The organism is Staphylococcus pasteuri (genome assembly GCF_003970495.1).
Classification (GTDB): Bacteria; Bacillota; Bacilli; order Staphylococcales; family Staphylococcaceae; genus Staphylococcus; species Staphylococcus pasteuri.
On sequence record NZ_RXWW01000042.1, the window covers coordinates 46,210 to 73,057 of the forward strand.

26 protein-coding genes and 1 pseudogene are annotated in these 26,848 nt (G+C 30.8%); 9 read left to right on the forward strand and 18 right to left on the reverse strand.

Going from position 1 to position 26,848, the window contains the following annotated elements; genetic code table 11:
- Positions 1-336: 336 nt before the first annotated feature.
- The 3 genes and pseudogenes from CD121_RS07030 to CD121_RS07040 all read right to left on the reverse strand — a co-directional run bounded on the left by CD121_RS07030 (position 337) and on the right by CD121_RS07040 (position 3,843).
- Complete coding sequence (locus CD121_RS07030; RefSeq protein ID WP_017637208.1) at positions 337-1,566, reverse strand: NupC/NupG family nucleoside CNT transporter; 1,230 nt, start codon at positions 1,564-1,566, stop codon at positions 337-339.
- Positions 1,567-1,876: 310 nt separating this feature from the next.
- A pseudogene (locus CD121_RS12510) lies at positions 1,877-2,071 on the reverse strand (hypothetical protein).
- 44 nt (positions 2,072-2,115) lie between these two features.
- The gene (locus tag CD121_RS07040; RefSeq protein WP_017637207.1) at positions 2,116-3,843 is read right to left on the reverse strand and encodes an ABC transporter ATP-binding protein; all 1,728 of its coding nucleotides are present in this window, start codon (positions 3,841-3,843) and stop codon (positions 2,116-2,118) included.
- Positions 3,844-4,034: 191 nt separating this feature from the next.
- On the opposite strand from CD121_RS07040, the gene pbp4 reads away from it, so the two are divergent.
- Positions 4,035-5,321, forward strand: a complete 1,287-nt coding sequence (pbp4, locus tag CD121_RS07045) for a penicillin-binding protein PBP4 (protein ID WP_126567690.1) — start codon at positions 4,035-4,037, stop codon at positions 5,319-5,321.
- 60 nt (positions 5,322-5,381) lie between these two features.
- On the opposite strand, the gene tagD is transcribed toward pbp4, so the two are convergent.
- The 4 genes from tagD to CD121_RS07065 all read right to left on the reverse strand — a co-directional run bounded on the left by tagD (position 5,382) and on the right by CD121_RS07065 (position 9,033).
- The gene (gene tagD / locus CD121_RS07050) at positions 5,382-5,780 is read right to left on the reverse strand and encodes a glycerol-3-phosphate cytidylyltransferase (protein ID WP_002451030.1); all 399 of its coding nucleotides are present in this window, start codon (positions 5,778-5,780) and stop codon (positions 5,382-5,384) included.
- Positions 5,781-5,906: 126 nt separating this feature from the next.
- On the reverse strand, positions 5,907-6,974 hold the full coding sequence (locus tag CD121_RS07055; protein WP_046466416.1) for a glycosyltransferase family 2 protein: 1,068 nt from the start codon (positions 6,972-6,974) through the stop codon (positions 5,907-5,909).
- Positions 6,971-8,065, reverse strand: a complete 1,095-nt coding sequence (tarB, locus tag CD121_RS07060; protein ID WP_026083478.1) for a teichoic acid glycerol-phosphate primase TarB — start codon at positions 8,063-8,065, stop codon at positions 6,971-6,973. Before tarB ends, CD121_RS07055 begins: the two co-directional genes overlap by 4 nt.
- A 155-nt stretch (positions 8,066-8,220) precedes the next feature.
- A complete protein-coding gene (locus CD121_RS07065) occupies positions 8,221-9,033 on the reverse strand; it encodes an ABC transporter permease (protein ID WP_029056417.1) in 813 nt (270 codons plus the stop codon).
- A 482-nt stretch (positions 9,034-9,515) separates the two neighbouring features.
- On the opposite strand from CD121_RS07065, the gene tagH reads away from it, so the two are divergent.
- The gene (tagH, locus tag CD121_RS07070) at positions 9,516-10,310 is read left to right on the forward strand and encodes a teichoic acids export ABC transporter ATP-binding subunit TagH (RefSeq protein ID WP_017637202.1); all 795 of its coding nucleotides are present in this window, start codon (positions 9,516-9,518) and stop codon (positions 10,308-10,310) included.
- A 100-nt stretch (positions 10,311-10,410) separates the two neighbouring features.
- Here tagH and tarA read toward each other — a convergent pair whose 3' ends face one another.
- Positions 10,411-11,163 carry an N-acetylglucosaminyldiphosphoundecaprenol N-acetyl-beta-D-mannosaminyltransferase TarA gene (gene tarA / locus CD121_RS07075; protein WP_017637201.1) on the reverse strand — a complete coding sequence of 251 codons (753 nt, stop codon included), beginning with the start codon at positions 11,161-11,163 and terminating at the stop codon, positions 10,411-10,413.
- Between the two features lie 278 nt (positions 11,164-11,441).
- Between tarA and CD121_RS07080 the strand changes: the two genes are divergently transcribed.
- On the forward strand, positions 11,442-12,188 hold the full coding sequence (locus tag CD121_RS07080) for a M50 family metallopeptidase (protein WP_126567691.1): 747 nt from the start codon (positions 11,442-11,444) through the stop codon (positions 12,186-12,188).
- Between the two features lie 114 nt (positions 12,189-12,302).
- Here the strand turns inward: CD121_RS07080 and CD121_RS07085 are convergent, their stop codons facing one another.
- Entirely contained in the window at positions 12,303-12,947 is a 645-nt protein-coding gene (locus CD121_RS07085; RefSeq protein WP_029056415.1) for a metal-dependent transcriptional regulator, read from the reverse strand.
- Positions 12,948-13,068: 121 nt separating this feature from the next.
- On the opposite strand from CD121_RS07085, the gene CD121_RS07090 reads away from it, so the two are divergent.
- Genes CD121_RS07090 through mntC form a run of 3 tightly spaced genes read left to right on the forward strand, consistent with a single transcriptional unit; the run spans position 13,069 to position 15,575 of the window.
- On the forward strand, positions 13,069-13,815 hold the full coding sequence (locus CD121_RS07090) for a metal ABC transporter ATP-binding protein (protein WP_126567692.1): 747 nt from the start codon (positions 13,069-13,071) through the stop codon (positions 13,813-13,815).
- On the forward strand, positions 13,812-14,645 hold the full coding sequence (locus CD121_RS07095) for a metal ABC transporter permease (RefSeq protein WP_070452610.1): 834 nt from the start codon (positions 13,812-13,814) through the stop codon (positions 14,643-14,645). Before CD121_RS07090 ends, CD121_RS07095 begins: the two co-directional genes overlap by 4 nt.
- On the forward strand, positions 14,646-15,575 hold the full coding sequence (gene mntC / locus CD121_RS07100) for a manganese ABC transporter substrate-binding lipoprotein MntC (RefSeq protein ID WP_017637196.1): 930 nt from the start codon (positions 14,646-14,648) through the stop codon (positions 15,573-15,575).
- A 444-nt stretch (positions 15,576-16,019) separates the two neighbouring features.
- Here mntC and CD121_RS07105 read toward each other — a convergent pair whose 3' ends face one another.
- The 9 genes from CD121_RS07105 to CD121_RS07145 all read right to left on the reverse strand — a co-directional run bounded on the left by CD121_RS07105 (position 16,020) and on the right by CD121_RS07145 (position 25,029).
- Positions 16,020-18,062 (reverse strand): cation:proton antiporter, encoded by a 2,043-nt coding sequence (locus CD121_RS07105; RefSeq protein ID WP_017637195.1) that lies wholly within the window; start codon positions 18,060-18,062, stop codon positions 16,020-16,022.
- Positions 18,063-18,595: 533 nt separating this feature from the next.
- Positions 18,596-19,051 carry a Na+/H+ antiporter Mnh2 subunit G gene (mnhG2, locus tag CD121_RS07110; RefSeq protein WP_126567694.1) on the reverse strand — a complete coding sequence of 152 codons (456 nt, stop codon included), beginning with the start codon at positions 19,049-19,051 and terminating at the stop codon, positions 18,596-18,598.
- Positions 19,026-19,328, reverse strand: a complete 303-nt coding sequence (gene mnhF2 / locus CD121_RS07115; RefSeq protein ID WP_017637193.1) for a Na+/H+ antiporter Mnh2 subunit F — start codon at positions 19,326-19,328, stop codon at positions 19,026-19,028. Before mnhF2 ends, mnhG2 begins: the two co-directional genes overlap by 26 nt.
- The gene (mnhE2, locus tag CD121_RS07120) at positions 19,325-19,807 is read right to left on the reverse strand and encodes a Na+/H+ antiporter Mnh2 subunit E (protein ID WP_029056408.1); all 483 of its coding nucleotides are present in this window, start codon (positions 19,805-19,807) and stop codon (positions 19,325-19,327) included. The genes mnhF2 and mnhE2 overlap by 4 nt, the downstream gene beginning before the upstream one ends.
- On the reverse strand, positions 19,808-21,307 hold the full coding sequence (gene mnhD2, locus CD121_RS07125; RefSeq protein WP_096807880.1) for a Na+/H+ antiporter Mnh2 subunit D: 1,500 nt from the start codon (positions 21,305-21,307) through the stop codon (positions 19,808-19,810).
- The gene (gene mnhC2 / locus CD121_RS07130; protein WP_017637190.1) at positions 21,297-21,641 is read right to left on the reverse strand and encodes a Na+/H+ antiporter Mnh2 subunit C; all 345 of its coding nucleotides are present in this window, start codon (positions 21,639-21,641) and stop codon (positions 21,297-21,299) included. Before mnhC2 ends, mnhD2 begins: the two co-directional genes overlap by 11 nt.
- Positions 21,638-22,063 (reverse strand): Na+/H+ antiporter Mnh2 subunit B, encoded by a 426-nt coding sequence (gene mnhB2 / locus CD121_RS07135; protein WP_017637189.1) that lies wholly within the window; start codon positions 22,061-22,063, stop codon positions 21,638-21,640. The genes mnhC2 and mnhB2 overlap by 4 nt, the downstream gene beginning before the upstream one ends.
- The gene (mnhA2, locus tag CD121_RS07140; RefSeq protein ID WP_371683223.1) at positions 22,050-24,392 is read right to left on the reverse strand and encodes a Na+/H+ antiporter Mnh2 subunit A; all 2,343 of its coding nucleotides are present in this window, start codon (positions 24,390-24,392) and stop codon (positions 22,050-22,052) included. Before mnhA2 ends, mnhB2 begins: the two co-directional genes overlap by 14 nt.
- 79 nt (positions 24,393-24,471) lie before the next feature.
- Positions 24,472-25,029 carry a tyrosine-type recombinase/integrase gene (locus CD121_RS07145; protein WP_017637187.1) on the reverse strand — a complete coding sequence of 186 codons (558 nt, stop codon included), beginning with the start codon at positions 25,027-25,029 and terminating at the stop codon, positions 24,472-24,474.
- Between the two features lie 141 nt (positions 25,030-25,170).
- Here CD121_RS07145 and sroA point away from each other — a divergent pair, with 141 nt between their 5' ends.
- The 3 genes from sroA to CD121_RS07160 all read left to right on the forward strand — a co-directional run bounded on the left by sroA (position 25,171) and on the right by CD121_RS07160 (position 26,727).
- Positions 25,171-25,377, forward strand: a complete 207-nt coding sequence (gene sroA, locus CD121_RS07150; protein ID WP_017637186.1) for a sigS mRNA-stabilizing protein SroA — start codon at positions 25,171-25,173, stop codon at positions 25,375-25,377.
- A 10-nt stretch (positions 25,378-25,387) separates the two neighbouring features.
- Positions 25,388-25,609: a DUF2922 domain-containing protein gene (locus CD121_RS07155; RefSeq protein WP_017637185.1), complete on the forward strand. Its 222-nt coding sequence runs from the start codon at positions 25,388-25,390 to the stop codon at positions 25,607-25,609.
- 188 nt (positions 25,610-25,797) lie between these two features.
- Complete coding sequence (locus CD121_RS07160) at positions 25,798-26,727, forward strand: DMT family transporter (RefSeq protein WP_017637184.1); 930 nt, start codon at positions 25,798-25,800, stop codon at positions 26,725-26,727.
- Positions 26,728-26,848: the final 121 nt, after the last annotated feature.

Here is a 26,848-nt window from a genome sequence, read left to right on the forward strand (position 1 = left end):
TGAGATGAGTGTGTTAACTAAATTTTAAATTTTCAGAATTTTTAATTTACTTTTCACTATTTCTTTGTTATACTTACATTAACTTCTTTAGTAAAGAAGTTATCTCCTTTGTGTTGTTTATAGTAACAAAACAAATTTTGCTCGAAGTACTGTAACAGTACCTAGTCCTTACCGTTACAAGTACATTAATATTCATTTCCCATAAAAGCCAAGTATAAGAAGTGTGTCCTCACTTACTATACTTGGCTTTTATCATGATTCCTTATTTTATTTGATATAAAATACACCTCCCATTTTGGAAAGTCATCCCAAAATAGGAGGTGTTATCAATTTATCTTACCAAGCAAATAAACCTACGAATGCAGCTGTTAATAATGAAACTAAAATACCTGCTAATAACATCATAGGAACATATTTTGATACAAAATCTGACGTTTTCTTGTCTACGATACCTTTTAACGTACCGATAATCATACCAATTGTGGAGAAGTTAGCAAATGAAACTAAAAATGTTGAAATGACTGCTTTATGATGTGGTGAAAGTGTGTTAATCGTTTTAGACACTTCACCCATAACTACAAATTCGTTTGTAACGATTTTTTTCGCCATTTGTTGTGCAACTAACCAAGCTTCATCAAAAGGAAGTCCAAGTAATAATGCAAATGGATACATAAATACACCTAGAATTTGGTTTAAACCAAAGCTACCTTTTAATCCCATTAAATGACCAATACCACCAGTAATTAAATTAATAAGACGATCGGCTAAATCAGCTAATGCTACGAAACTAATGACAAAAGCAATGATAATTAATACTAACTTTCCTGCTGCTAATACAGAATCACCTAGGAAAGAAAAGAAAGGTTGTTTTTCAATTTCATCATTTTTAATACTGTAAATAATATCTTCTTTTTCATCCACAGTAACTGGATTAAGAATTGATGCAACGATAATTGCATTCACAATGTTTAAAGGAATAGCAGTCAATACTAATTCACCAGGAATCATTTGAACATATGCACCAACAATCGCACCTGAGACTGAACTCATTGACATCATAGCTACAGTTAAGACACGCACTTCACTCATACGTTTCAATTGTTCATTAGACACAGCTAATGCTTCAGTATTACCTAAAAACATCATCTCAATTCCAAAGAATGATTCGAATTTAGGTTGACGTGTAATTTTAGCGAGTAACCAACCAATTGCACCGATTAATTTTGGAAGGATATTAAAATACATTAATATATCGAACAGCGGTACAATTAAAAGAATCGGGAATAAAGCACTTACTGCCATATCCATTTGTTTATTAGAAACAAAACTATTAAATGCAAATCCTGTGCCTTCATTTGCTGATTGTATAACCCAGGAAATTCCATTTGCTGCTGCTTTAATTCCAGTTTTCCCCCATGGGAAGTATATAAAGAACCAAGCTAGGAATAAGTTCAATACGACTAAAATAATAATTGATTTCCATTGTATATTTTTTCGTGATCTTGAAAATAATACTGCTATACCAAGGAAAACAATTAACCCAATGATATTAATCAATAAAAACATCTGACACCCACCTATTTATTTAATTTTCCAAAAAACGTTTTTTGCTAAAGTAACAACTTATTAAATATGTATAACTCTATGACAAAGTGAATTGTCACTCCCAAAACAGAGTATAGATTATTGAATTTATTATACCATTTGTAAAATTGACTTAAAATAAGTATTTTCATTATCAACTTGAATTTTATTAACACATCGTGACATATTATTTGTAGGAATAAGAACTGAAGTTTCCAATAGTAGTGTAAGTTGAGTCATATAAAAATTTTTATACATACGGAATTTCTTTAATTTAGTTTAATGATGTTTATTAAATTACACGAAAGGTCCTTATTTTTTCAAGGTGTTTTTCAATGTATAAATACGTAGTATATATGGCGAGACTCTTGAGGGAACAGGACAAGCTGAAGACTACAGGCTGAAGCTGTCCCCTATGAAAGCGAGCCGATAATACGAAGTATTATAAATAAAGAAGCCAGTAAATGAGTTTTTTGGATAAACTCATTTACTGGCTATTTTTCTAGGATTTATGTCCCAGCCTCATTAATCTTAATCAGCAAGCTTCTGAGATGTGACAAAGTGTTTATATTTTTCATGTGATGTCATTAATTCACTATGTGTACCTTTACCTGTCACTTGACCTTTATCAATAAAGATAATTTGGCCCGCTTTTTTAATTGTAGAAAGTCTATGTGCAATAACAATTGTTGTACGACCTTCCATCAATGTTTCTAAAGCTTCTTGAATTTTCAACTCGCTCTCACTATCTAAATTAGCTGTAGCCTCATCAAGCAAGAGAATATCTGGATTTTTAACAAAACTACGTGCAATATCAATACGTTGTCTTTGACCACCAGATAGCTTAAGTCCTCGTTCACCAACCAACGTATCATATCCTTCATCAAACTGCATAATAAATTCATGACAGTTCGCTAATTTGGCGTATTTTGTAAGTTCCTCATCAGTTACAGTGCGATTCACACCATATAAAATATTGTCTCTTATAGTACCACTCATCATAGAATTAGATTGCATAACATAACCAATTTTTGTACGCCATTTAGATAATGGAATATCAAAAATACTAGTTCCATTATAAGTAATGTCACCACTTTCTATGTCATACATGCGTTCAATTAAATTAAAAATGGTACTCTTACCAGAACCTGAAGGCCCTACAAATGCACTTACCTGCCCTTGAGGAATATTAAATGAAACGTTGTCTAAGATAGGTTTTACATCATATTTGAAATTGACATTATCAAACGAAATTTCGCCATCATGGATTTCAATATCTTTTGATTCTTCTAGAGCTTCAGTTGGTTCGATAGGTTCTTGCATAATTTCATAAATACGATGACTTGCTCCGACAGCTTTTTTATAATCTGTAATTAATGTTGATAGATTGATTAGAGGCATAGATAATTGTATTACGTAAAAAATCATCGCAATTAAAGTTCCGGCAGTAATAGCGCCTGTCGCGATTTCTAATGCACCAAAGCCAAGAATAATAGCGATTGTTAACAACATCACTACACCAGAAATAGGTTGTACAACAGCAGAAATTTTAGCTTGTTTTAAACCTAATCGATAAATTTCATTTAAATTAGTATGAGCGTTGTCTAATTCGAGCCTTTCCGTATTAGACACTTTAACTAATCTCATTTCAGTTAATACACGACCAAGTAAACCACTAAAGTTAGCAATTTCAGTTTGTGTATTAGTTGAAATTCTCTGCATTACTTTACCTAAAGGAATCATAATAAGTACAAAAATCGGAATTGTAATAAATGTTAATAACGTCATTTTCCAATCCATGATAAATAACATAACCAATGATCCTAATAAAGTTAATACAGAAGGTAATAAATTAGGTAGCTTTTGAGATATAAATTCATTTATCACCTTTGTGTCGTCTGTTAAACGACTCATCAGTTGACCACTTTCGTTCTTATCAAAAAATGGCATTTTTAATTGAATGATATGTTCCCATAATAATGAACGGATATCATAAATCATCTTTTCACCAATTTTACTTAGTAAATATAATCCTACACCACTTAAAATAGCGTTAAGTAAGAAAATACCACCAAAAATGGCTACGAGATTCCAGTTCATAGTGCTTACTGAGAATTTATCTACTAATCTCCCAGTAAATAGAGGAACTAATAATCCGCTCAAACTTCCTAATGAAGTAATAATAACTGCCGCTATGATTAACCCAATTGGCCAAGTGAGCCGTTTAAATAAAAAGAATAAAGGGTTAGTTTGTTTCATAATAATACCTCTTCTATTAAAATTCATATTTCAAATTTTGCTCAATCTTACTAAAACATTCTGACATCCCAAATAATCAGTCTTTATCAATTATAATCAAATATCAAAAATTTTAAATCATACATATACCTCTTAAATAATGTGTATGATAAAATATGTTAGTCGAAAATAACAGATAAAGGAAAGAAATCATGAAAAAAATCTTTATACTCATTATAACTATGTTCTTCGCAATACACATTATAACACCTTTTGCTAATGCAGAGAATAATGATATTACTCCAGTTCAAGCTGCAAACGAAGGTGGATACAATGTAACCGAAGTATATCAACCTGAAAGTGCTATTAATGTTAGTCAAAATGGACAAATTTTATATGAATATAATAAAGACAAAAAATGGTATCCCGCTTCTATGACTAAATTGATGACGATGTATCTCACTTTAGAAGCGGTAAAAGATAAAAAACTATCACTAAATGATGAAGTAAAAATGACTAATCGCGAATATCAAATGTCTACACTTCCAGAATTAAGTAATACCAAACTTTATCCAGGTCAGAAATGGACTATTGCAGATTTACTTCAAATTACTGTATCCAATTCAAGTAATGCGGCTGCTTTAATTTTAGGTGAACAAGTATCAGGAAATGTAAATGATTTTACTGATTTAATGAATAAAAAAGCCAAAGAACTTGGAATGAATGACACCCATTATGTTAATCCAACAGGAGCTGAGAATTCACGTTTAAAAAGTTTTGCACCTTCCAAATATAAAGATACTGAGAATAATACAACAACTGCTCGTGATTATGCTATTTTAGATCAACATGTTATTAAAGATACACCTAAAATATTACATTTCACAAAACAACTATCACCAACGACACACGGTGTGACGTACTATACATTTAATCATTCATTAGATGGTGCTGATATGAGCTTACCAGGAACAGATGGTTTAAAAACGGGTTCAAGTGATACAGCAGATTACAACCATACAATTACTACCAATCGCCATGGTTTTAGAATTAATCAAGTCATTTTAGGTGCTGGGGACTATAAACATGTAGGCGGAGAAAAACAACGAAATATGATGGGTAACGCACTTATGGAGCGTTCATATAATCAATACAAATATGAAAAAATATTATCAAAAGGAAAACAAAAAATTAACGGTAAAACATATTATGTAGAAAAAGATCTTTATGATGTATTACCAAAAGACTTTTCTAAAAAAGATTATAAATTAGTAATCAAAAATGGAAAAGTACATGCTGACTATGACCGTCAATTCATAACAAAACAAGATGGTTCACCTTCAGTATCAGTGCATAAACCGATTGTACACGAAGCGACAACAGTTGCTAAAAGTACATGGAAGACACACCCTATCATTGCAATACTTTTTGGTTTAGGTATAGTTATTGTCCTAGCCATCGTAATTCACCTTATTCTTCAAGCTATTCGTAAAAAATAAAAAGAAGGACGACGTCTTGGCTAAATGCCATGACAATCGTCCTTTTTATTATATAGGAAATTATTTAGCGTCTTTTCCATATAATTCTTGTTTGATTTTTGTTGTAGAAATACCTTCTGTACGGTTAAGATAAATCACTTCACATTTATCTTTTAAGAAATCAAATTCACCTTCCCAATCGTGTCCCATAACGAAAACATCGACATCGAAACGTTCAACATCAATTTCTTTTTGACCCCAACCATCTTCTGGTATAACTAGGTCTACATAACGGATTGATTCTAACATCATTTTACGTTGGTTATAGTCATAATATGATTTTTTATTTTTCACTTGGTTGAATTCATCAGTAGATAAAGCCACGATAAGATAATCTCCCATTTCACGTGCTCTTCTTAATAATTCAATGTGTCCATAATGTAATAAATCATATGTACCATAAGTAATTACTCGTTTCATGATACGTGATTCTCCTTAACTAAATATTTAATGAAAATTTATATTCTTAATGTAGCATAAATTATTAACGCTTACCATTAATTAAACAAAAAGTAATTCTTTATTTAAAAATTAAATAATCTTTTCTTATGATTTATTTAGTATTTGTTTTAATTTTTGTTTACTTGAAAATGCTGATTTTTTTGGAAATATTTGAGCCAAAAATCGAATATATCCGGGTCTACCAATTCCCACCTCTAATAAAGCACGTCTCCATTGATGATATAGAGGCTTAGTCCAATGTGTCGCACCTTGTTCTACCGCTTCTACTATTCTAAACATGGCATCTCCAGAATAATGTGTCTCTTGCATCAATTTAATATACTGCGTCACACTTTCGATAAATGATGATGTAATAGCGCTATTTTTTAATAAATGCGCTTGAATTAAATAACTTACGATTAAATTATCCATTCGATAACTATAGTATGTTTTCTCATTCATTAGTAATAACAATTCCATTACACGTTGACGTACTTTCATTGCATCTTCCATATAAGGTAAAAATGTATCTGCACGACGATCTGTAACTGAACCTTCTCGCTCATTATAACCATATGCAATAATAGACATGAGATTAATATCACGTGCTTTTGAATATGCTCTCACCATAAAAGTATGTTCTTCGCAAAATACAACATCTTCATCAAATCTTAGTGAAGCAAAGCGAGCACTGAATAGTTTCCCGCCTGGTCCAATCGATTGTAGAATTTCAGGATTACGTTCTAATGTAACCACTTCATCTCTTTTAATTTCCTCATGTGTTGGAAATACTTTCCATTCACCATGAACATCTCGTCCAATTTGACCAATTACTATATCCGTTTCACTGTGATTCTCAAATGTTTTTATCATGACATCAATACGACTCGGTAAATACTCATCATCCGCATCTAAAAACATAAATGCATCTGTATCATTATCCATTGCTTCTAAGCCTATGTTACGACTTCTAGCAGCACCTTGATTATCTTGATGTATTACCTTAATATTTGGATATTCCTTTTGCAATTCAGTTAATACTTGTTTTGTGTTATCTGTAGAGCCATCATTGACACAAATAATTTCAAATTCAGCTTCTGTATCAATAGAGGTAATAGCCCTTCTAATTGTATCCTGTCCATTATATACAGGTATAATAATAGCTAATTTCATTCTTTCACCAACTTATCTATATAATTTATAACTTGATTCAATGTTTCTTTAGTATTATATTTATGCCAATTTTTAAATAACGGCTTTAATTGATTATCTTGTTGTTGAATTTTAGTAATTAATTCTTCCTCTGTTGCCACTTTATATTCATTAGGAATATCATAATAAAATTGATTAAGCCCTCTAACACGTTCATATTCTGTTTCGTCATAGACGTAAAATAGTGTTGGTTTATTAAGTAAACTTGCTTCTATCGGAATAGAGCTATAATCACTAATAATGATATCAGCCATAATAAGCAATGATGTAGTATCAATGTCTTGTGTTGTTCCATGGTTAGAAATTGATGGATGTAAATGACTTATTAATGTATATTCAGGCAATTGACTATTGAAATGTTCCTTATTAATTTGGCGATTTTCTTGATGATTTTCTCTATAAGTCGGCAAGTATACTGCTAATTTACCTTGAATACCATACTGATCTTTCAATCTTTTTTGAGCTTTGTTTATATCTGTTTTTAAATATTTATATAATCTTGGAAGACCAAAACGTAACATCTGAGAAGGTTGCGCATCAAATGATTCATTAAAACAATGCCCCATTTCATCGGCACCAATCAAATAATAATCTGTTGCATTATACACACGTTTATATTGGTTTACTACACTAGGATTATTTAAATCAACTTGATGATCGGTTAATCCAAAATCTTTTAATGCTCCAGAAGCATGCCAAGTCTGAATCACTGTTTGATTTTGCTTTTTATGGTAGGCGCCCATCATTAAATAATACGTATCAATTAGAATCACTTTTGCTGTACTTAAAGCCTTAATGTGTGCAATAACATTCTTATTACCTGCCTTGATATATGTGACATTAGGTAAATCTTGAATATGGTGACGGTGCTTATCAGTAGTAATCACTGTTAAACGATAACCTTTAGCACATAATCTCTCTATAATCGGCAACATATCATTAGGAAAAGTCATCATTACAACTATGCTTTTCTGTTTAACCTTGAATCCTCTAAACAGCAAATTAAATATAGCAATAACGCACATATATATTTTTTTAATTAAAACTCTCATCTTTTCACCGTCTTTATACTGATTTATTGTTATTTATAAATTATAAACGATTCCTACTTTGATAGAAAATAATTATCCTTTCTTTACATTTAACATAAAAAAACAGACCAACCTTTAAAGTCAGTCTGCTTTATTCTTCAAATTACGATATTCCCTTATAAGAAATCTGCAAAGTGATCTCTATATTTCTTATGAAGGATAGAACCTAAAACAAAGAATACCAAAATAACCACGACGTTATATAGTGCCATTTTCCAATGATCAATGAAGTACCATTGGTGGAATAAAATAGCTGCACGATATGATTCAGCGATAAAATACACTGGATTGAACATCATAATTTTATGAACAATACCACTCACACCGTGATCTTTAGGTATCCATAAAATTGGAGACATATAAAATAGTATTCTCATTAATGCTTGCATAGCCATTTGAGTATCTCTAACTAAAATACCTAACGTTGATGTAAATAATGCAACAGAAGCAGTTAATAAAAACGCAAATGGTACATAAAGGAATAACTGAATAATATGAATAGATGGGTAAATACCTCTAAACATACACGCTATAATAATGATTAAAAGCAAGCCAATATGTCCATAGAATCTACTCGTTACTATATAAGTAGGAATGATAGACATAGGAAAATTCATCTTAGCGACTTGATTAAATTTTTGTGATATAGATTTGGTACCCTCGAGTACACCTTGGTTAATAAAGAACCACATACTAATACCTACAAGTAACCAAAATACAAATGGTATACCATGTACAGGTGAATTACTTCTAATTCCCAATCCGAAAACTAACCAATACACCATTATTTGTAAGGCTGGGTTTAAAAGTTCCCAAGCAATCCCTAAATAGTTACTATGGTTAGATATTTTAATTTGGAATTGAGCAAGTCTTTGGATTAAATAAAAGTTTTTGATGTGTTCTTTAAATACAGTTACAACTGCTGACATTGAATTAAACCACACTTTCAAACATTTAATATATTTATATACAATTGATAAATGAGATAAAATGAATCAGACAATTCTTAAAGTAATCTCAAATTAAAAGAATGCTTATACTAATTAACATAAAATATGTAAAGTACGCGCTTAAGAATTAATGATGTTATATCTCAAACTCATTGTTTTTAATATGGAATTTTGTTTTATTCGAATGAAGCATTATAAACAAATTTATTTCAGTGTAAGAAATTAGTTTATTATATCTTCATCTTATTATACAATCATTTAAGTTATAAAACACAATTAAGCATTTTACAAGATTATTGTTTGATGTATATTAAGTCATTTTATTATAAGACATAACTCCTATAGACATTTACAAAATATTAAACAAAATCTTCTGTTCACTTTACACTAGGTTAATAAATTTAACAACTGATGTGTTGTATATTATAATCTATATAAATGCAATTAAGGAAGGACTAATTATGAGCGTATCGGTAAATATAGAACATGTAACTAAAGAATATCGTATATATAGAAATAATAAAGACCGTATTAAAGATTCACTAATACCGAAAAATAAAAACAAAACATTTTTCGCACTAGATGATGTTTCTCTTCAAGCACATGAAGGTGATGTCATTGGTCTTGTTGGTATAAATGGTTCAGGAAAATCCACATTAAGTAACATGATTGGTGGTTCGTTATCTCCTACTTCTGGTAATATTGATCGTAAAGGTGATGTTAGCGTTATAGCTATCAACGCTGGTTTAAATGGTCAATTAACTGGTGTAGAAAATATTGAATTCAAAATGTTATGTATGGGGTTCAGACGTAAAGAAATTAAAGAATTAATGCCACAAGTTATTGATTTTAGTGAATTAGGTGAGTTTATTTATCAACCTGTTAAAAAATATTCTAGTGGTATGCGCGCTAAACTCGGGTTTTCAATCAACATCACTGTAAATCCTGATATTTTAGTAATCGACGAAGCATTATCTGTAGGTGATCAGACTTTCACACAGAAATGTTTAGATAAAATTTATGAATTTAAAGAAGCTAATAAAACTATATTCTTTGTTAGTCACAACATACGCCAAGTTAAAGAATTTTGTACAAAAATCGCGTGGATTGAAGGCGGCAAACTTAAAGAATTTGGTGAATTAGATGATGTTTTACCACAATATGAAAAATTCCTAAAAGAATTCAAGAAAAAATCAAAAGATGATCAAAAAGCATTTAGAAGAGACTTAGACGCTTCTCGATTTGTCGTAAAATAATTTACCCATTAGATTTATATCGCTATTTTTAAAGGCAACCAATGAGTGTTCGAACTAACACATTGGTTGCCTTTATTGTATTTCATATATCAAGTAATTTTTAATGTTTTCTCTTTTGTTTAGCAATTTTTATCATGAATTTGGGAATACTTTTTAATCTGCCAAGACGTTTCCAATCAATTAATAAACGATATATCCATTCAATATTGAATTTTCTAAAGAATTTAGGCGCACGCTTTTTAGCTCCACTAAATACTTCAAAAGAACCGCCTACTCCCATCATAACAGTGTGTTGGAATTGTTTGCTATGTCGGGCAATCCATTTTTCTTGTTTTGGATACCCCATACCCACAAAAATATAATCAGGATCAAAAGTATCTATCCTTTTAATAACTGTTTCATCTTTTAAATTAATATAACCATGATGATGCGCAAAAGTTACTCTTGGATATTTAGCCTTTAATTGTTGTTCTGCTTTTTCAATAATTTCATTTTTCGAACCTAAGATAAATACTTTTTGTTGATTTGCATTGGCTATTTTTAAACATTCTTCTAATAACTCTATTCCTGGAATTCTGTGCGGTAATGGTTGCTTTAATCGATGAGATGCTTTTACTATACCTGTACCATCAGCTATAACATAGTCCGCACTATTAATAAGCTGTTGATAATCTTGGTGTTCTGATGCATAGTCTACAATTTCAGGATTTGCAGTAACTATAAACAAATTATGAGATGTTGGTGTTGTGAAAAATGTTTTAATATTTTCAACCATTTCTGACATTGTTACATGGTCAAAATATACACCTAAGATATTAACCTTTTTACTATTCTGCTGACCCTTAAATGTCATAAAAGAAATCTCCTATCCTACTTGGTCAATAACTCTATATAATGTTGCCAAGTATTATCCTATATATCAAAATTGTTTTAATTCTAACTAAAATGTACGATTATTTTAACACATCACTCAACATTCTAGAAAATTTTATTTAAACACCTATATATTCTTCTAATTTAAGTCTTAAGTCTAAAAGCCAATTTCTAAACAATAGATTATAATGAATATTAAAGTATCAAATACTTATAGATTTACTCAAACAAGTTATTATCTATAAATGGAGCGTTAATATGTCAAAAATCGAATCATTTTTAACTACACACATTCAATTAAATATATTTATCATTTTTATTATTAGTATTATCTATATCATCGTCCACCAAAATCGTTACAAACACTACTATCGTTATTTTGCTATTGTACTTAATTACATTCCTGTACTCACACACGAGTTTGGTCATGTACTCTTCAATAAACTCTCTGGTGGTCGCGCTAAAGATTTAGTTATCGTTACGCTTCCTTCTGAAAGAGAAACGACATTACAACAAGGATACGCTATTACGCAATCGAAAGGTTATTTAGGACAATGGATTACCACATTAGGCGGTTATATTATGCCCCCGTTAATGTTATGGTTAGGTGTTTTAACTGCATATTATAATCATCCTAGCTTTTTTATTATGTTTTATTTAGCTATATTTATTTATTTCCTAATTCTAACTTCTCGTAAGCTGTCACCTATTCTTATTATTATAGTCATGTCACTATTATTATATATACTTTTCCAATACGATGATTTAATGATTACTCACCAAATAGTGGTTTATAGTTATCACTTTATTTTAGGAGTACTGTTAGGTGAAGTACTACAATCATCGTGGACTATTTTTAAATTAACATTCCAAAAACCTAAACATAGTTGGGATGGCAGTACACTAACACAAATCAGTAAAATCCCAACAGTATTTTATAGTCTAGTTTGGATTTTTATTAATTTATATGCCGTTTATTTATTAATCAAATTATCATTTTTCTAAAAATAAAATACAAATATTAGCAACATCACTATATAAAAAAACTTGAGTCTTACTTTTACATCTAATTTTCAGTGTATAACACCAAAATAATGTACTAGACTCAAGTTTTTTATATTATTTTTCAGCAAAAATATTCATTGCATTTTCGTAACTTAAAATAGTTATAACTTCATTTCGTTTAATAATAATCACTTTATTCGTATCATCTTTCGAAACGACTTCAACTTCATTTCCAATAGAAATATCTTTACTTGAAAGGTATACCAACAATTCAGTTTTATCTCTGACACGCTTAATAGTTAACATATCACCTGGCTGAAATTCGAGTATTGTCTTCGTGTATTTCTCTTTATAATGGTGATCTCTAGGTATAACACCACCATGCGGGCAAGTCTCAGGGTAGTCTAAAATTTTGTCTAAACGTTCTACGAATAAATCTGAGATTCTATGTTCAAGAATTTCTGCTTCTTGATGCACTTCTTCCCAATTGTATTTTAAAATCTCTATCAAAAATAACTCGAGTAATCGATGTCTTTTAATAATATCTAAAGTGAGATTTAACCCTTCTTCTGTTAATTTAACACCCTTATATGGTTTCGTTTCTACATAACCAGATTTTTCTAGTCTACTTACCATTTCACTTACTGAAGGTGGCTTTATATTTAAAAATTGAGATAATTTTTTATTTGATACGAAAGATACATCGCCGTCATTCGTCAATATAGCTTTGAGATAATCCTCTTTTTCTTCAGTTAACATCATTTCACCTCACATATATTCACTTTATTGTATCACGAATCTACTTGACATGTTAAAACTTCTCAGTTTATTATAAAATAAATTAGGTTAACCTAAACTTTTAATTAGGAGGTGTTAATATTTGCTAGAAGTTAAGAATTTAAATCTATTTCTAGGTAATAAACATGTTTTAAAAGACATCAATTTTAAAATTCCTATCATCGGAGAAATTATAGGAATTATGGGACCTAATGGCGCAGGTAAATCTTCTATGCTCAAATCATTAACAGGAGATTTTCATGCATCTGGTACTCAGTTATTATATGAACGTCCAATACATAACCAATTGAAACGTATGACTTACATACCTCAAAAATCAAATATCGACTTAGATTTCCCCATTAATGTTGAAAAAGTTATCTTATCCGGATGCTATGGAGAGATAGGTTGGTTTAATCGACCGAGACATGATACTAAAGTTCAACTCAAACATTTATTAGAGGATTTAGATTTAACGTCATTAAGACATAAACAAATTTCAGCATTAAGTGGTGGACAACTTCAACGAGTACTAGTCGCAAGAGCACTTATGTCTAAAAGTATGCTTTATTTATTCGATGAGCCTTTTATTGGAATAGATTTTAAAAGTGAACGCTTAATTATAAATAAAATTAGACAACTTAAAGCTCAAGGTAAATTAATTCTTATCGTACACCATGATTTATCTAAAGCATCACATTATTTTGATCGAATCATGTTACTTAACCAAACATTAAAATACTTTGGTAGTACTGAGGATGCACTCAATAACGACTCCCTTTTAAATGATACATTTTTGTCACAATCACCTCGTCAAAGTTTAGAACGAAAGGAAGTGACCCAGTCGTGAATGACTTTTTAGCTCATATATTAAATTATCAATTTTTAAATAGGGCTTTAATTACATCGATGATTGTTGGCGTAGTATGTGGCACTGTCGGGAGCCTTATTGTTTTAAGAGGTTTGTCATTAATGGGTGATGCAATGAGCCATGCAGTATTACCTGGGGTGGCATTATCTTTCCTTTTTGGAATACCTATGTTTATTGGCGCATTAGTGACAGGAATGGTTGCCAGTATTTTAATTGGTTTTATTACTTCTAAAAGTAAGACCAAACCTGATGCAGCAATTGGTATAAGTTTCACCGCATTTCTCGCATTAGGTGTTATATTAATTAGTTTAATTAACAGTACAACCGATTTGTATCATATTTTATTTGGTAATTTACTAGCAATTACACATACAACATTCTGGACAACGATTATCATTGGTCTATTTGTTTTATGTCTTATTGTAATATTTTATCGACCTTTAATGATTTCTACTTTCGATAATACCTTTAGTAGAATGAATGGCTTAAACACGACAGCTATACATTATTTTGTCATGTTGTTACTTGCTCTAGTAACTGTAGCGAGTATACAAACAGTAGGCATTATTTTAGTAGTTGCGTTATTAGTAACACCCGCTTCTACTGCATTCTTAATATGTAAACATTTATATAGCATGATGGCAGTAGCAAGTTTTATAGGTGTTATTAGTTCAATTATTGGACTTTATTTCAGTTACATATACAACGTACCTAGTGGTGCCGCTATCGTTCTTTGTACTTTTGCTATTTATGTCATCACCTTAGGTATTACAACACTTAAAAATAAACAGAAAAGAGGCGTTGTTTAAATGAAAAAATTAATACCTTTATTACTAGCATTTTTTATTATCTTAGCTGGATGTGGCCAGTCGCAAGATGACAAACAGGATGCCGATAATCATAAATTAAAAGTAGTTACAACAAATTCAATTTTATATGACATGGTTAAAAATGTTGGCGGAAAACATGTTGACGTCCATAGTATCGTACCTGTAGGACAAGATCCTCATGAATATGAAGTCAAACCTAAAGATATTAAAAAGCTAACCGATGCAGACGTTATATTTTATAATGGATTAAATTTAGAATCTGGAAATGGTTGGTTTAAAAAAGCATTAAATCAAGCTGGAAAATCTATCGACGACAAAAAAGTCATTGCTGTATCTAAAGATGTTAAACCGATTTACCTCAACGGTGAAGAAGGCAATAAAGATAAATTAGATCCACACGCTTGGTTAAGTATTGAAAATGGTATTAAATATGTTAAAACAATTCAAAATAGTTTAATCAAGCATGATAACACTAATCAACAATATTACAAAGATCAAGGTCATCAATATCTTTCTAAACTAGAAAAATTAAACAAAGACAGTAAAGATAAGTTTAATGACATCCCTAAAGAGCGACGTGCCATGATTACTAGTGAAGGTGCTTTCAAATATTTCGCAAAACAATATGATATTAAACCAGGATATATTTGGGAAATTAATACTGAAAAACAAGGTACACCATCACAAATGAAACAAGCTATTCAATTTGTTAAAGATAACCATATTAAACACCTTTTAATAGAAACTAGTGTAGATAAAAAAGCAATGCAAAGCTTGTCTGAAGAAACACATAAAGATATTTATGGCGACGTATTTACTGATTCTATCGGTAAAAAAGGTTCAAAAGGTGATTCATATTACAAAATGATGAAATCAAATATAGATACGATTCATGGTAGTATGAAATAATATTTTAAATTCACTTGTTCAATATATACAACGACTTAATATAGTAGATGGCTGGGATAGAATGACTATGTGATTTAAATACCCAGCCACCCTATTAAGTCATATCTTGATAACTAATAGTCTCATATCGTGCGTGAATTTTATATTATCCTCCTAAAATATAAAATAGTTCTCTCACGCACGATATGGTGGTGTTAGTCTATCTCATCTCATTTATGTAGTGGGCTTATACATTATTTAATCTCCCATGCGGTAAAGGTAATATTTCATCCCCCTTTACCAGTAGTTTTAATAAGACAGTTTATGTAAAATAGGTTCGTTTTTTTCTCGAAAATTTTCAATCCTAGTATACTGACTGTCAATGTTATAAAGTCATCCCTAGTACACATAGGAAAAAAGCTCGTGAGGTTCATCCTCACGAGCTTCCCTATTTTTATAATGATTCTATGACATACTATCAACGATGACCATTTCATCGTAATTAATAGATTCTCTAAGTTTTAATGCAGTGCCTTCAGTAACTTCTTCGTCTTCTATTAATTCTCTAAGTATACGTCTTTGTTCACGCAATGCATTGAGTTTTATACGTGTTAACGTATTTTCGCTTGCAGAATTAAAGAAATTGTTTGGTGTTAAGTTATCTATACGCATTAAATAACCATCACAAATCATACCTACTTCTAATTTGTTATCATTAGTAGCTTCTTGTCCTAATCGTTTAACCACATTATAGTGAACCATCTTGTTAATTTTAACAAGTTCTAATAGGTTATCAGTAACACTTAATGAAGATGCTGAATTGATTGTTGTTTTCACACGACGTTTCAAAAGCATACCTCTAAATAATACAATGAGTCGACGTATTAATGAAGCTTGTCGATATACTTGTGTACGTTCAGCATAACGCATATAGTTTTCTAAAATACTATTAGTGATATCTCCGTCATCAACTAATTGTTCCAATGTTTTCGTTTCTACATTAAATGCAATTTTTTGAAGTCTTTCAAGTTCTTTAGAGTTTTCATCATCTTTCTCTACTGATTTTAAGAATGTTAATTTATCATGATATTCCTTAATCACGTTACCATATCGATAACTTGTTTCAAAAGTTGATCTTTGATTTAGGTAATCTATAACATGTTCTAAAATGTAAATTCTTGCCTCTTTGAAATTCATACTACCTACTTTTACTTCAGGCGCATTAGCAGTTACAAATGGTAATAATAGTTGAGCAGCAACTAAACTTATAATAACCATTCCTGAAGCAATAAATAACAAATCGTTACGATAAGAAAAATCTTGATGATTAGCTAAATAATACGGTAGTGTCAACGCAATGGCCAGTGAAATTGTTCCGTGAACACCACATAAAGTCATAATCAAAGCATATAAACTTCGCTTAGGTGGCTTTTCTGTTGTGTTATTGCCATCATCGTCTTGACTAATCATTTTTTGGAATGGACTGACTGATAAATAAAAATAAGGATATAATACATAAACCCATAAAAATCTAAACAGATAAACAGCCAATGCTACGAGAACAGTTATGACAATTAAAAAGATCAAATTGTGTGGTTCTGTTTTAATAATATTAATCACAACTTCAGGAACTAAAAATCCTAATATTGAAAATACAAAACCGTTTAAGACATATCCCAAAATATTCCATGTATGATTATAACTCATTTGTAATCTTGTACGCGTTTGTGCAATTCTATCACGTTCAAAGCCGTGAACTAAGCCTGCTAACACTGCGGCGATAATACCAGAAGCATGGAATAATTCTGCCACTAAATATGTAACGAATGGAGTTAATAATTGAATAAACGTAAACATATTAATGTTTTCTATTCCACGGCGCATTAACGTCAATCTAAAACGAACTAATGCCATTCCAATAAGCAATCCTACAATTGCACCGCCTATAGAAGCAACTAGAAATTGCTCAATAGATTCCATTATTGAGAACGTTCCAGTTACAAGTACTCCAACTGCAATTTTAAATGAAATGATACCGGCAGCATCATTTAATAATGACTCACCTTCTAATATCGTCATTGCACCTTTAGGTAACACTTTCCCATTTGTAATTGCTTGCACGGCAACTGCATCAGTAGGACATAAAATTGCTGCTATGGCAAAAGCTGCACCCGTTGGTAATTCTGGCCATATCCAATGAATGAAAAATCCTACGCCCACTACAGTAGTAATAACAAGACCTAACGCCATCATCATAACTGGTTTTATATATTTTCTTAAATGGACCCTTGAGACATTAACGCCTTCTACAAATAGTAGCGGAGCGATAAGTGCGACCATAAATAATTCCGAATCAAAATTAAACTCAACAGGAATTGGAGTGATAAATAATAGCATACCTAAAGCAATTTGAATGAATGCTAATGGTACTTTCGGCATAAATGTATGAACAAATGAACTAATAATAACAACGCCGACAAATATAAGTAATGTTTCAAATATTTCCAAACTTTCACCTCTTTAATAAATTATTTTTGGGATGAAAATTAAGTAAAAAATAATGGAATTGATGTACTTCAGGGGTTAAATAAAGTAGAAGCGATTATTAAATAAAAAGCAAAACGTATATAACGGCATAATTGAATCCATTTGATAATTAAGCAGTAAGAATTCAATTAAGTTATCACAAATTGGTTTTATCAATACATCAATAATATAAATATTAATTGAAAAGTAAACACATAGAGTCTAAACGAATTTTATGATTTTGGAATGTTAAAGTACTGCACTGGTTAACAATAACGTCCAATATCAAAAGCCCAAACGTCACACTTTAAAGTTCCAAACTCATAAAACATTTTTATCACTTTCCAATAAATAACTACTTAATTTCACAATTTTCCTTGTTCAATATTTTATCATTATTTTACATAATACTTAAATAAATCGCACCTTTATTTCTCATATTTTTCTGACAAATATAAAAGCAATTAAACACTTATTTTTTAAAGTGTCCAATTGCTTTATTTCTTTTCCACAAATTATTTATAGAGCTTCTTCTTATCTTTATAATATAATTTTTCTCTTCTTTCTTCTCTCAATTTTGCTCGTGTTTTTAATTCTTCAGCCGAATTGAATTCATTTTGGCTGAGTAAAATCGAAGACTGTCTTGGCACATCATCTTTTCTATACATATAGGCACCATTTCGATAAGCAGCACGCGCTACCAAATGCATTCCAACTGGAGATGTTAAATTAATAAAAACAAGTGATAATAATAATCTAACACTGAAAAATCCAGCGTTCATAGTAAAGTAGATTAATACACCAATGATAGTCAATAATACAGATAAAGTAGAACTTTTCGTTGATGCATGACTACGTAAGAAGACATCTTGGAATTTCACAATACCTATCGCACTAATCAATGCGATAATACTACCTAGAAAAATTAAAATAGCAGAGATGAGGCTAACGATTTCTTTTATTGTTTCCATTGAAAACGCGACCTCCTCCAATAAATCTAGAAATGGATACTGAACTAACAAATGAAATAATCGCTATTAACATAATTGAATCTAGAAACGATACAGTATCCATAATGACACTCATGACACCAACGATCGACATCACAACTGCACTTGTCGCATCGAATGAAACAACTCTATCAGCAGTGGTTGGTCCTTTAATTAACCTAAGCAGACATATTAATAATGCAATACCAAATATAACCAGAGCTGAAATAATAAAAAATTGAGTCAAAGCCTGTATCATCGTGTCACCTCCAAGATTAAATCTTCATATTGTTTAATATTACGTAATAAATTCTTCTTATCTTTATCTGTCACATCAATACTATGAATTAAAAACTTATTTGTGCCTTTCGATATACGTATCACTGTCGAACCTGGCGTGATAATAATCAATATAGTTAAAAATGTAATTGCCCAGTCGTTTTTCAAATTCGTTTCGTACGTTAATAAACCTGGGTTCATATCTTTAGTTTTAAATAAAATATAATTAATTGTACTAATACTAGCTGTAATCAATTGATATAAATAAACCATTAAAAATTTAAAAGCAACCCATATTTTTCTTAAATAAAATTCTTGTCCGAAAAAACGATGTAAAATATAAATTACGATAATACCAATGAGATAGCCTGAGAAGAAGGTTGTAAACTTGAATTCATCCTCGTCTTGGAATAATACCCACAAAAATGCAATAACAATATTTAGTACGACTTGATTCATCTAGTTACTTCCCTCCTTCAAATGTGTATTAACGTTTTGATGGAATTTATGTTCATCCATATTTAGTGATGTAGCATTTTCAGTCACTTGTAATACAAGCGGTGCCGCAATACCCATTAATAAAACGACTGCAACGAGTATACCTAGAATACCTGTACGATGTTTAGGTATCTTCTTGAAGTCTACTTCTTCACCATCTTGATCGCCAAAATACATCACAAATAATATTCTAAACAAGCTATACATAGCGATTAAACTTGTCACGATCATTAAACCTAGTCCAATGTAGTTACCATTTTCAATTGCACCTTTAAAAATAAGTACTTTCCCTGGGAATCCACTAAATGGAGGTACACCGCCAATAGCTAAAATCATAACGACAAATGCTATTCCAAAAAATGGCTCACGTTTGGCAAGTCCACTCAAGTAGTGATATTGACGATAGCCTGAAATGTAAACTAGGCTACCTACAATGAAAAATAATAACGTTTTAACGATAATATCATTTGCTAGATAGAAAATAGCGCCATTCACACCTGAAAAAGTGTTTGAACCTAAACCAAGAATGACAAATCCAATTGATAAAATAACTTGGTAGGCAGCGATTTTCTTAATATCTTTATAAGCTAATACACCAAAAGCGCCTATAATCATCGTTAAACATGACATAAAAATAAGTAATGGATGCGTCACATTTTCATGATGATGGAAGATTAATGTAAAGAAACGTATTAATGCATAGGCACCTACTTTAGTCATTAATGCTGCAAATAGTGCTGCTAGTTCTGTATTTAATACTGCATATGCTTTAGGTAACCACATGAATATGACAAGAGCTGCTTTAGAACTGAATGCAACAAGAAATATGAGTGAAATCATTGTCACAGTTTGATTATCTTGCATATGACTCAATCTTAATGCAACATGTGAAAAATTAAGTGTTCCTACTGTCTTATATAATAAGCCAATTGCGAAAAGTAAGAACCATGATCCAATAATATTTAATACGACATAAATAATGGCAGCACGTAATTGTTCTACAGATTGACCTAACGTAACAAGTACAAAAGATGCAAGTAACATAATTTCAAACATCACATATAAATTAAATAAATCAGAAGTTAAGAATGCACCTATGACACCTACAGTTAAAAACAGAATAAATGATGGTAAATGAAATCGATTGACACGTTGTTCACCACGACCAAATCCATATGCCATGATTAAAGTAACGACAAAAGATGTTATGGTTACCATTAATAAACTTAATGAATCACCTAAAAACTGTATTCCAAATGGCGCTTTCCAACCCCCAAAGTCTAATGTGATGGGATGATGATTCATTACATAAATTAGTAATAATAATGAGATAATCGTATTCACTATCATTGTATTGATACAAAGAAATTTCGATACTTTATTTTTATCTTTTATAAATACTAGTATTAAAGCGCAAAGAAATGGGAGTAACATTGGCAATATTAATAAATTACTCATTATCTTCTTCACCCCTTAATACATTGATTTCATCTTCTTTTGTTACACGATATGTTCTATAAATTAATACAAGTAAAAATGCCGTCATACCAAATCCAATAACAATCGCTGTTAATACAATTGCTTGTAGTAGTGGATCCACAAAATGTTGATGACCGCCTTTAATAAGTGCTTCAGACATTCCAGGACCATATTGACCCATACTCATAATAATCAGATTACCGGCATGCGTATATATGGAAATACCAATAACAATTCTAATTAAATTAACCGATAGAATCATATACGTACCAATAAATACTAAAAATCCTATTACTAATAATAAAATGAGATTCATGATTTACCCCCACTTATTGATAGCATCACCGTTACAATAACACCAACAACGGTTAGTAATATGCCTAGTTCAAATAAAGTCACAGTAGTCGCATGAACGTGACCTATTAGAGGTAAAGCAATATCCGCTTCAGTTTGGTATAAAAATGGCTTCCCGAAAAATGTTGGTACAATAGCAGTCATTACTGATACTAAAGAACCTATAATCATTAACTTTTTAAAATCAATTGGCAAACTAATCAGTACCTGTTTAACATCAAACGCAAGGAACATAAGAATAAATGCCGAACTGAAAATCAAGCCACCAATAAATCCACCACCTGGATTATTGTGTCCCGCAAAGAACACATAGAATCCAAATGTTAATAAGATAAACACAACAATCTTAGTTACCGTTCGTAGCACTACATCATTCTCTTTCATCTTGTCCCCTCCGATCTTTATAAGTTAATAATGTATAAATCCCAAGTCCTGCGATAATCAATACTAGACCTTCAAATAAAGTATCTAGTGCTCTGAAATCTCCTAGGATAGCGTTAACTATATTTTTACCACCAGTTAATTTATCTGCATTTTCATAGAATTTAGATATTGTTGGCATACCGTCAGTTTGCTGAGTAATGAATATGAGTGAAACAACAGTAACCGCAGTAATCAATGACACAATGATTTTGATTGTTTCTTTTTTAATATTCGCTTTTGCTCTCGGAACGTTAGGTAATCTAGAAAAACTAACGATAAATAGTATAGTCGTTATTGTTTCAACTACTAGTTGTGTCAGTGCTAAATCAGGTGCTTTCATCGCAATGAAGAATAATGTAACAGCAAATCCTATAACACCATTCAACACAACCATTGTCAGACGTTGTCTAATAAATATAAGTACAATTCCAATAATCAATGTAACAATTGATAAAATCACTTCTAATGGTCCAAAAGTAGATACATGCAACTCATGTACATGTGGAAAGCCTACACGAATATAGCCATACATAATTATGGCAACAAAGATAAGCAATGTAATGATAATGTAGTGGTTAAGTTTGTTTTTCATCAACATTCTTATACTATATCCAGAATAAGCTTCAAACTTTCTATAAATAGCCATGTAAGTATCTGTTATAGAAGCATGTTTGATTAATTTATGTGTTAAAGATTTCCACTCTACCATTAAAGCTAAAGCTATACCTACAACGATGACAATAATACTTAAAATAAGTGGTAAATTAATGCCGTGCCATTGTGAAATATGTGGTGCGATGTTATCCACTTGTGTACCTTTAGCTGTAACTGATCTTAAGGCTGGTAAAATGATGTGCTGACCAAAAAGATTTGGAATAACGAATATAATTGGTATTAATATCATTAATACTAATGCGGGCAAACTAAACGCTACAGGCTCATGAATATTTTTCTTAGTAAAATAATCTTTATTAAATTTGCCCCAAAATGTTTCTTTAATCATGTAAAGTGCATAGGTAAAGGTAAAGATACTAGCTATTACACCTATAGCAACAACAATAATCGTTAATGTAATATCAAATTGGTCTAAATGTATAGCCTTTACTAATGAATCAAAAAACATTTCTTTACTTAAAAATCCGTTTAAAAATGGCACTCCTGCCATAGATAATGCTGCTAGCAACATTGTAATATGCATTTTAGGGAACAGTTTACGCATTCCATTTAAATAACGTATGTCTCTCGTTCCAGCTTCATGATCGATGATACCTACACCCATGAATAACGCACATTTAAAAATAGCGTGATTCATTAAATGAAATAATCCGGCAAATAATACTAAAACATAATACTCTGATAATGAATCTGAAGGATGTTGTGCATAACCGCCGCCAATTCCTACCATTGACATCATCATGCCTAATTGACTAATAGTTGAATACGCTAAAATCCCTTTTAAATCGTATTGTCTTAAAGCTGTAATAGAACCAAATAACATAGTTATTAAACCTACAAATGTCACAATATAAATATAGACATCACTTAATCCTAATACTGGAGTAAAACGGAATAATAAGAAAATACCCGCTTTTACCATAGTAGCTGAATGAAGATAGGCACTAACTGGGGTTGGTGCAGCCATTGCTTTAGGTAGCCATACATGAAATGGAAATTGTGCAGATTTGGTAAAGGCACCTAATAATATCATTAACATCATTGGCATAAATAAAGGATGATTAATAATATGATGACGTTGTTCAATAATCTCTGTAATCGTATTTGTTCCGGTCATCAAATACAACATAATAAATCCTGTCAATAATGCTAATCCGCCAAATACAGTTATCATGAAGGATTGTATAGCTCCCAACTGACTATTACCATTATCATACCAATAGGATATAAGTAAAAATGATGAAACACTTGTTAACTCCCAAAAGATATACATCAAAATGGTATTATTTGAAAGCACAATTCCTAACATACTAAACATAAATAATAATAAATAAAAGAAGAATCTAGGTAGGTTATCCGTATGAGGCGATAAATATTGAGTAGCATAGAAAAATACCGCTACACCTATAAGTGAAATAATTAAAGCAAACATTAAACTGAGTCCATCTAGCCTCAAGTCAAAGTTAATATCTAGCGAAGTCATCCATGGAATATGCAACGTAATCATATGTTGCTGAACAATCTGTGGTATCTTCGCAATAAAATAGATTGATGAAATAATAGGGGCACATAGTGCTATATAACCTGCCAACGCATTCATTTTACGATGTAACATGGACAATAGCACTAGACCCGTAATGGCTACTAATATCACCATTAGGTTTAACAAGCCCATCAAAAGCCTCCTTTTTAATTTATAAATTCAACGCAATAACAGTATTATTATGAGTTTTATCTTTAATACCAATAAACTTCATCGTTTCATGCGTTGTTTGGTGTCCTAAATATTTTTGAATAATAGAAATGGAAATACCTGATTGATAAGCGTGATAGGCAAATGTCTTTCTAAGTGTAGTTAACCCAACATGCGGTATATTAGATTCTTCAGCTGCCTTATGAATAATGCGATATGCTTGTTGCCTAGATAATCCCTTACCGGTTCTTAATGATTGGAATATAAGTTTATCTTCCTGAATTTGATAATGATTAATATAATCTTGTAACTCATTTCTTAAATCTGGGGGCAATAAAATTTGTATAGAGGGGTCAACATTGTCAATCCAAGTTGATTTGATATTTCCACTTTCAACTGACTTTAGTCTATGGACTTTCATATTTAATAATTCACATAACTTAACACCTGTATGTATCGCAAATTTAAATAATAAATAATCTCTTTGTGAACGAGATCGCAATATAGTGTACATTTTTTGTATGTCTTCTGTATTTCTAATAGGTTCTACTTGATTCATACGTCCTCCTGAAAAAAGTTTCTTATTCAATGATAAATCATATTTATGTAACATTAAAGCAGTTTGCTTAAAAATAAATTAATAAATAGTGTCCCTTTTAAAATTTACTTTCGATATATAAAGTGAAAGGAGGTCATTACAATGAATGAAGTTAACCAACTTGTAGTTGTTTTAACACGTGTCACTTATGATTCAGAAGGTAAAGCAACTCAACACAAACGTCGTTTTTCAAATTTAAAGCCCACTGCTACAGATGAACAAATCAAAACGTTTTCTTCTATTATTGAACGATTAACTGGAGAATCATTCGATAAAGTTGAAGCAATTAGAACTCAAGCATTAGTATAGGAGGACTAACATGAAGACTACATTAGATCTTGTATTCAAAAATCAATTAGACAAACCTGTTAAGTTACAAATACCCGAAAATGACAGCTCTATAACTGAACAAATTGCAAAAGAATGTATGAAACAGTTATTAAAGTTAGATATTTTAAAATCAACTGAAGGCCCAATTAATAAAATCTATGCAGCGTATATCGTAACTAAAAATACTCAAATTCTTTTTGAAAACAAATAGATAGTGCCAATTTGATATTTAAACCGCTTCTCACTGAACAATGATTCAGTAAGAAGCGTTTTTTTATTATCATAGAATATGAATATTATGACCTCATATTTCTCTATATGATTTAACGCCATCTATTTTATATAACCCTTATTTCCGTTATAATTAATTCACTATATAAGAAATGAGTGACACACAATATGGCTTTTCTATACTTTTTAGGTATTTTTGTAGGTATGTTAATCCCAATACAGACTTCAGTGAATTCAAGACTTAGTCAATATACGAAGTCTTCTTTTTATGCTTCAACAATTTCTTTCGGTGTTGGCACAGTATGTTTAATTATTCTTAATTTAATCATTAATCCTCAAATGTTGGCGCCAAGCTTCCTTACTCATCAAGACATCAATTATCATTGGTTTATCGGTGGTTTATTAGGTGTATGTTTCTTAACAGGAAATTTATTATTATTACCTAGACTTGGTGCTGCGCTTACAGTAGTCATTACTGTGGCTGGTCAGATTATCATGGGTGTCACAATTGATACGTTAGGTTTGTTTGGTGCAAATGAACAATCATTCACCCTTTTTAAAGCCGTTGGAATTATATTATTACTCATCGGTATATTATTAATGAATCAAATACCTAAAGACAAATTAATGGGGAAATCTAATTCTCGTTTATATATATGGTTAATTGTAGGATTTATTTTTGGTTGCGCACCTCCTATACAAACTACAATTAATAGTGCGTTAGCTAAAGAAGTTGATTCTTCTTTCTTTGCTTCCCTCGTCTCGTTCACTATAGGTACTATCGCTTTATTGATTTTGACTCTTATATTCCATAAAAGTTTAAAAGTACATCGTTCACATGAAAAATTAGGTCAAATTAAACCTGTTTATTTTGTCGGTGGTGTATTAGGTATGGCATTTGTCACTTCAAACATCGTATTAATGCCTTTTCTAGGTGCCGCTCTGACAACTATTGTAGGTATGCTAGGTCAAATGTTAATGGGTGTCATTATCGACCACTTTGGTTTACTAGGTACGCCTAAAAATAAGATCACTCTTCGTAAATGCATAGGATTAGTCTGTATCGCAATTGGCATTATACTATTACGTTTATTCTAATCGAGTTCTATTTATGAACTCGATTTTTATTTATTTTATTCATATTAACAATAAATTTATACAAAATTAAAATCTAATTTAATTTCAATATACCTCAATATAATATTGTATTGTATAATAT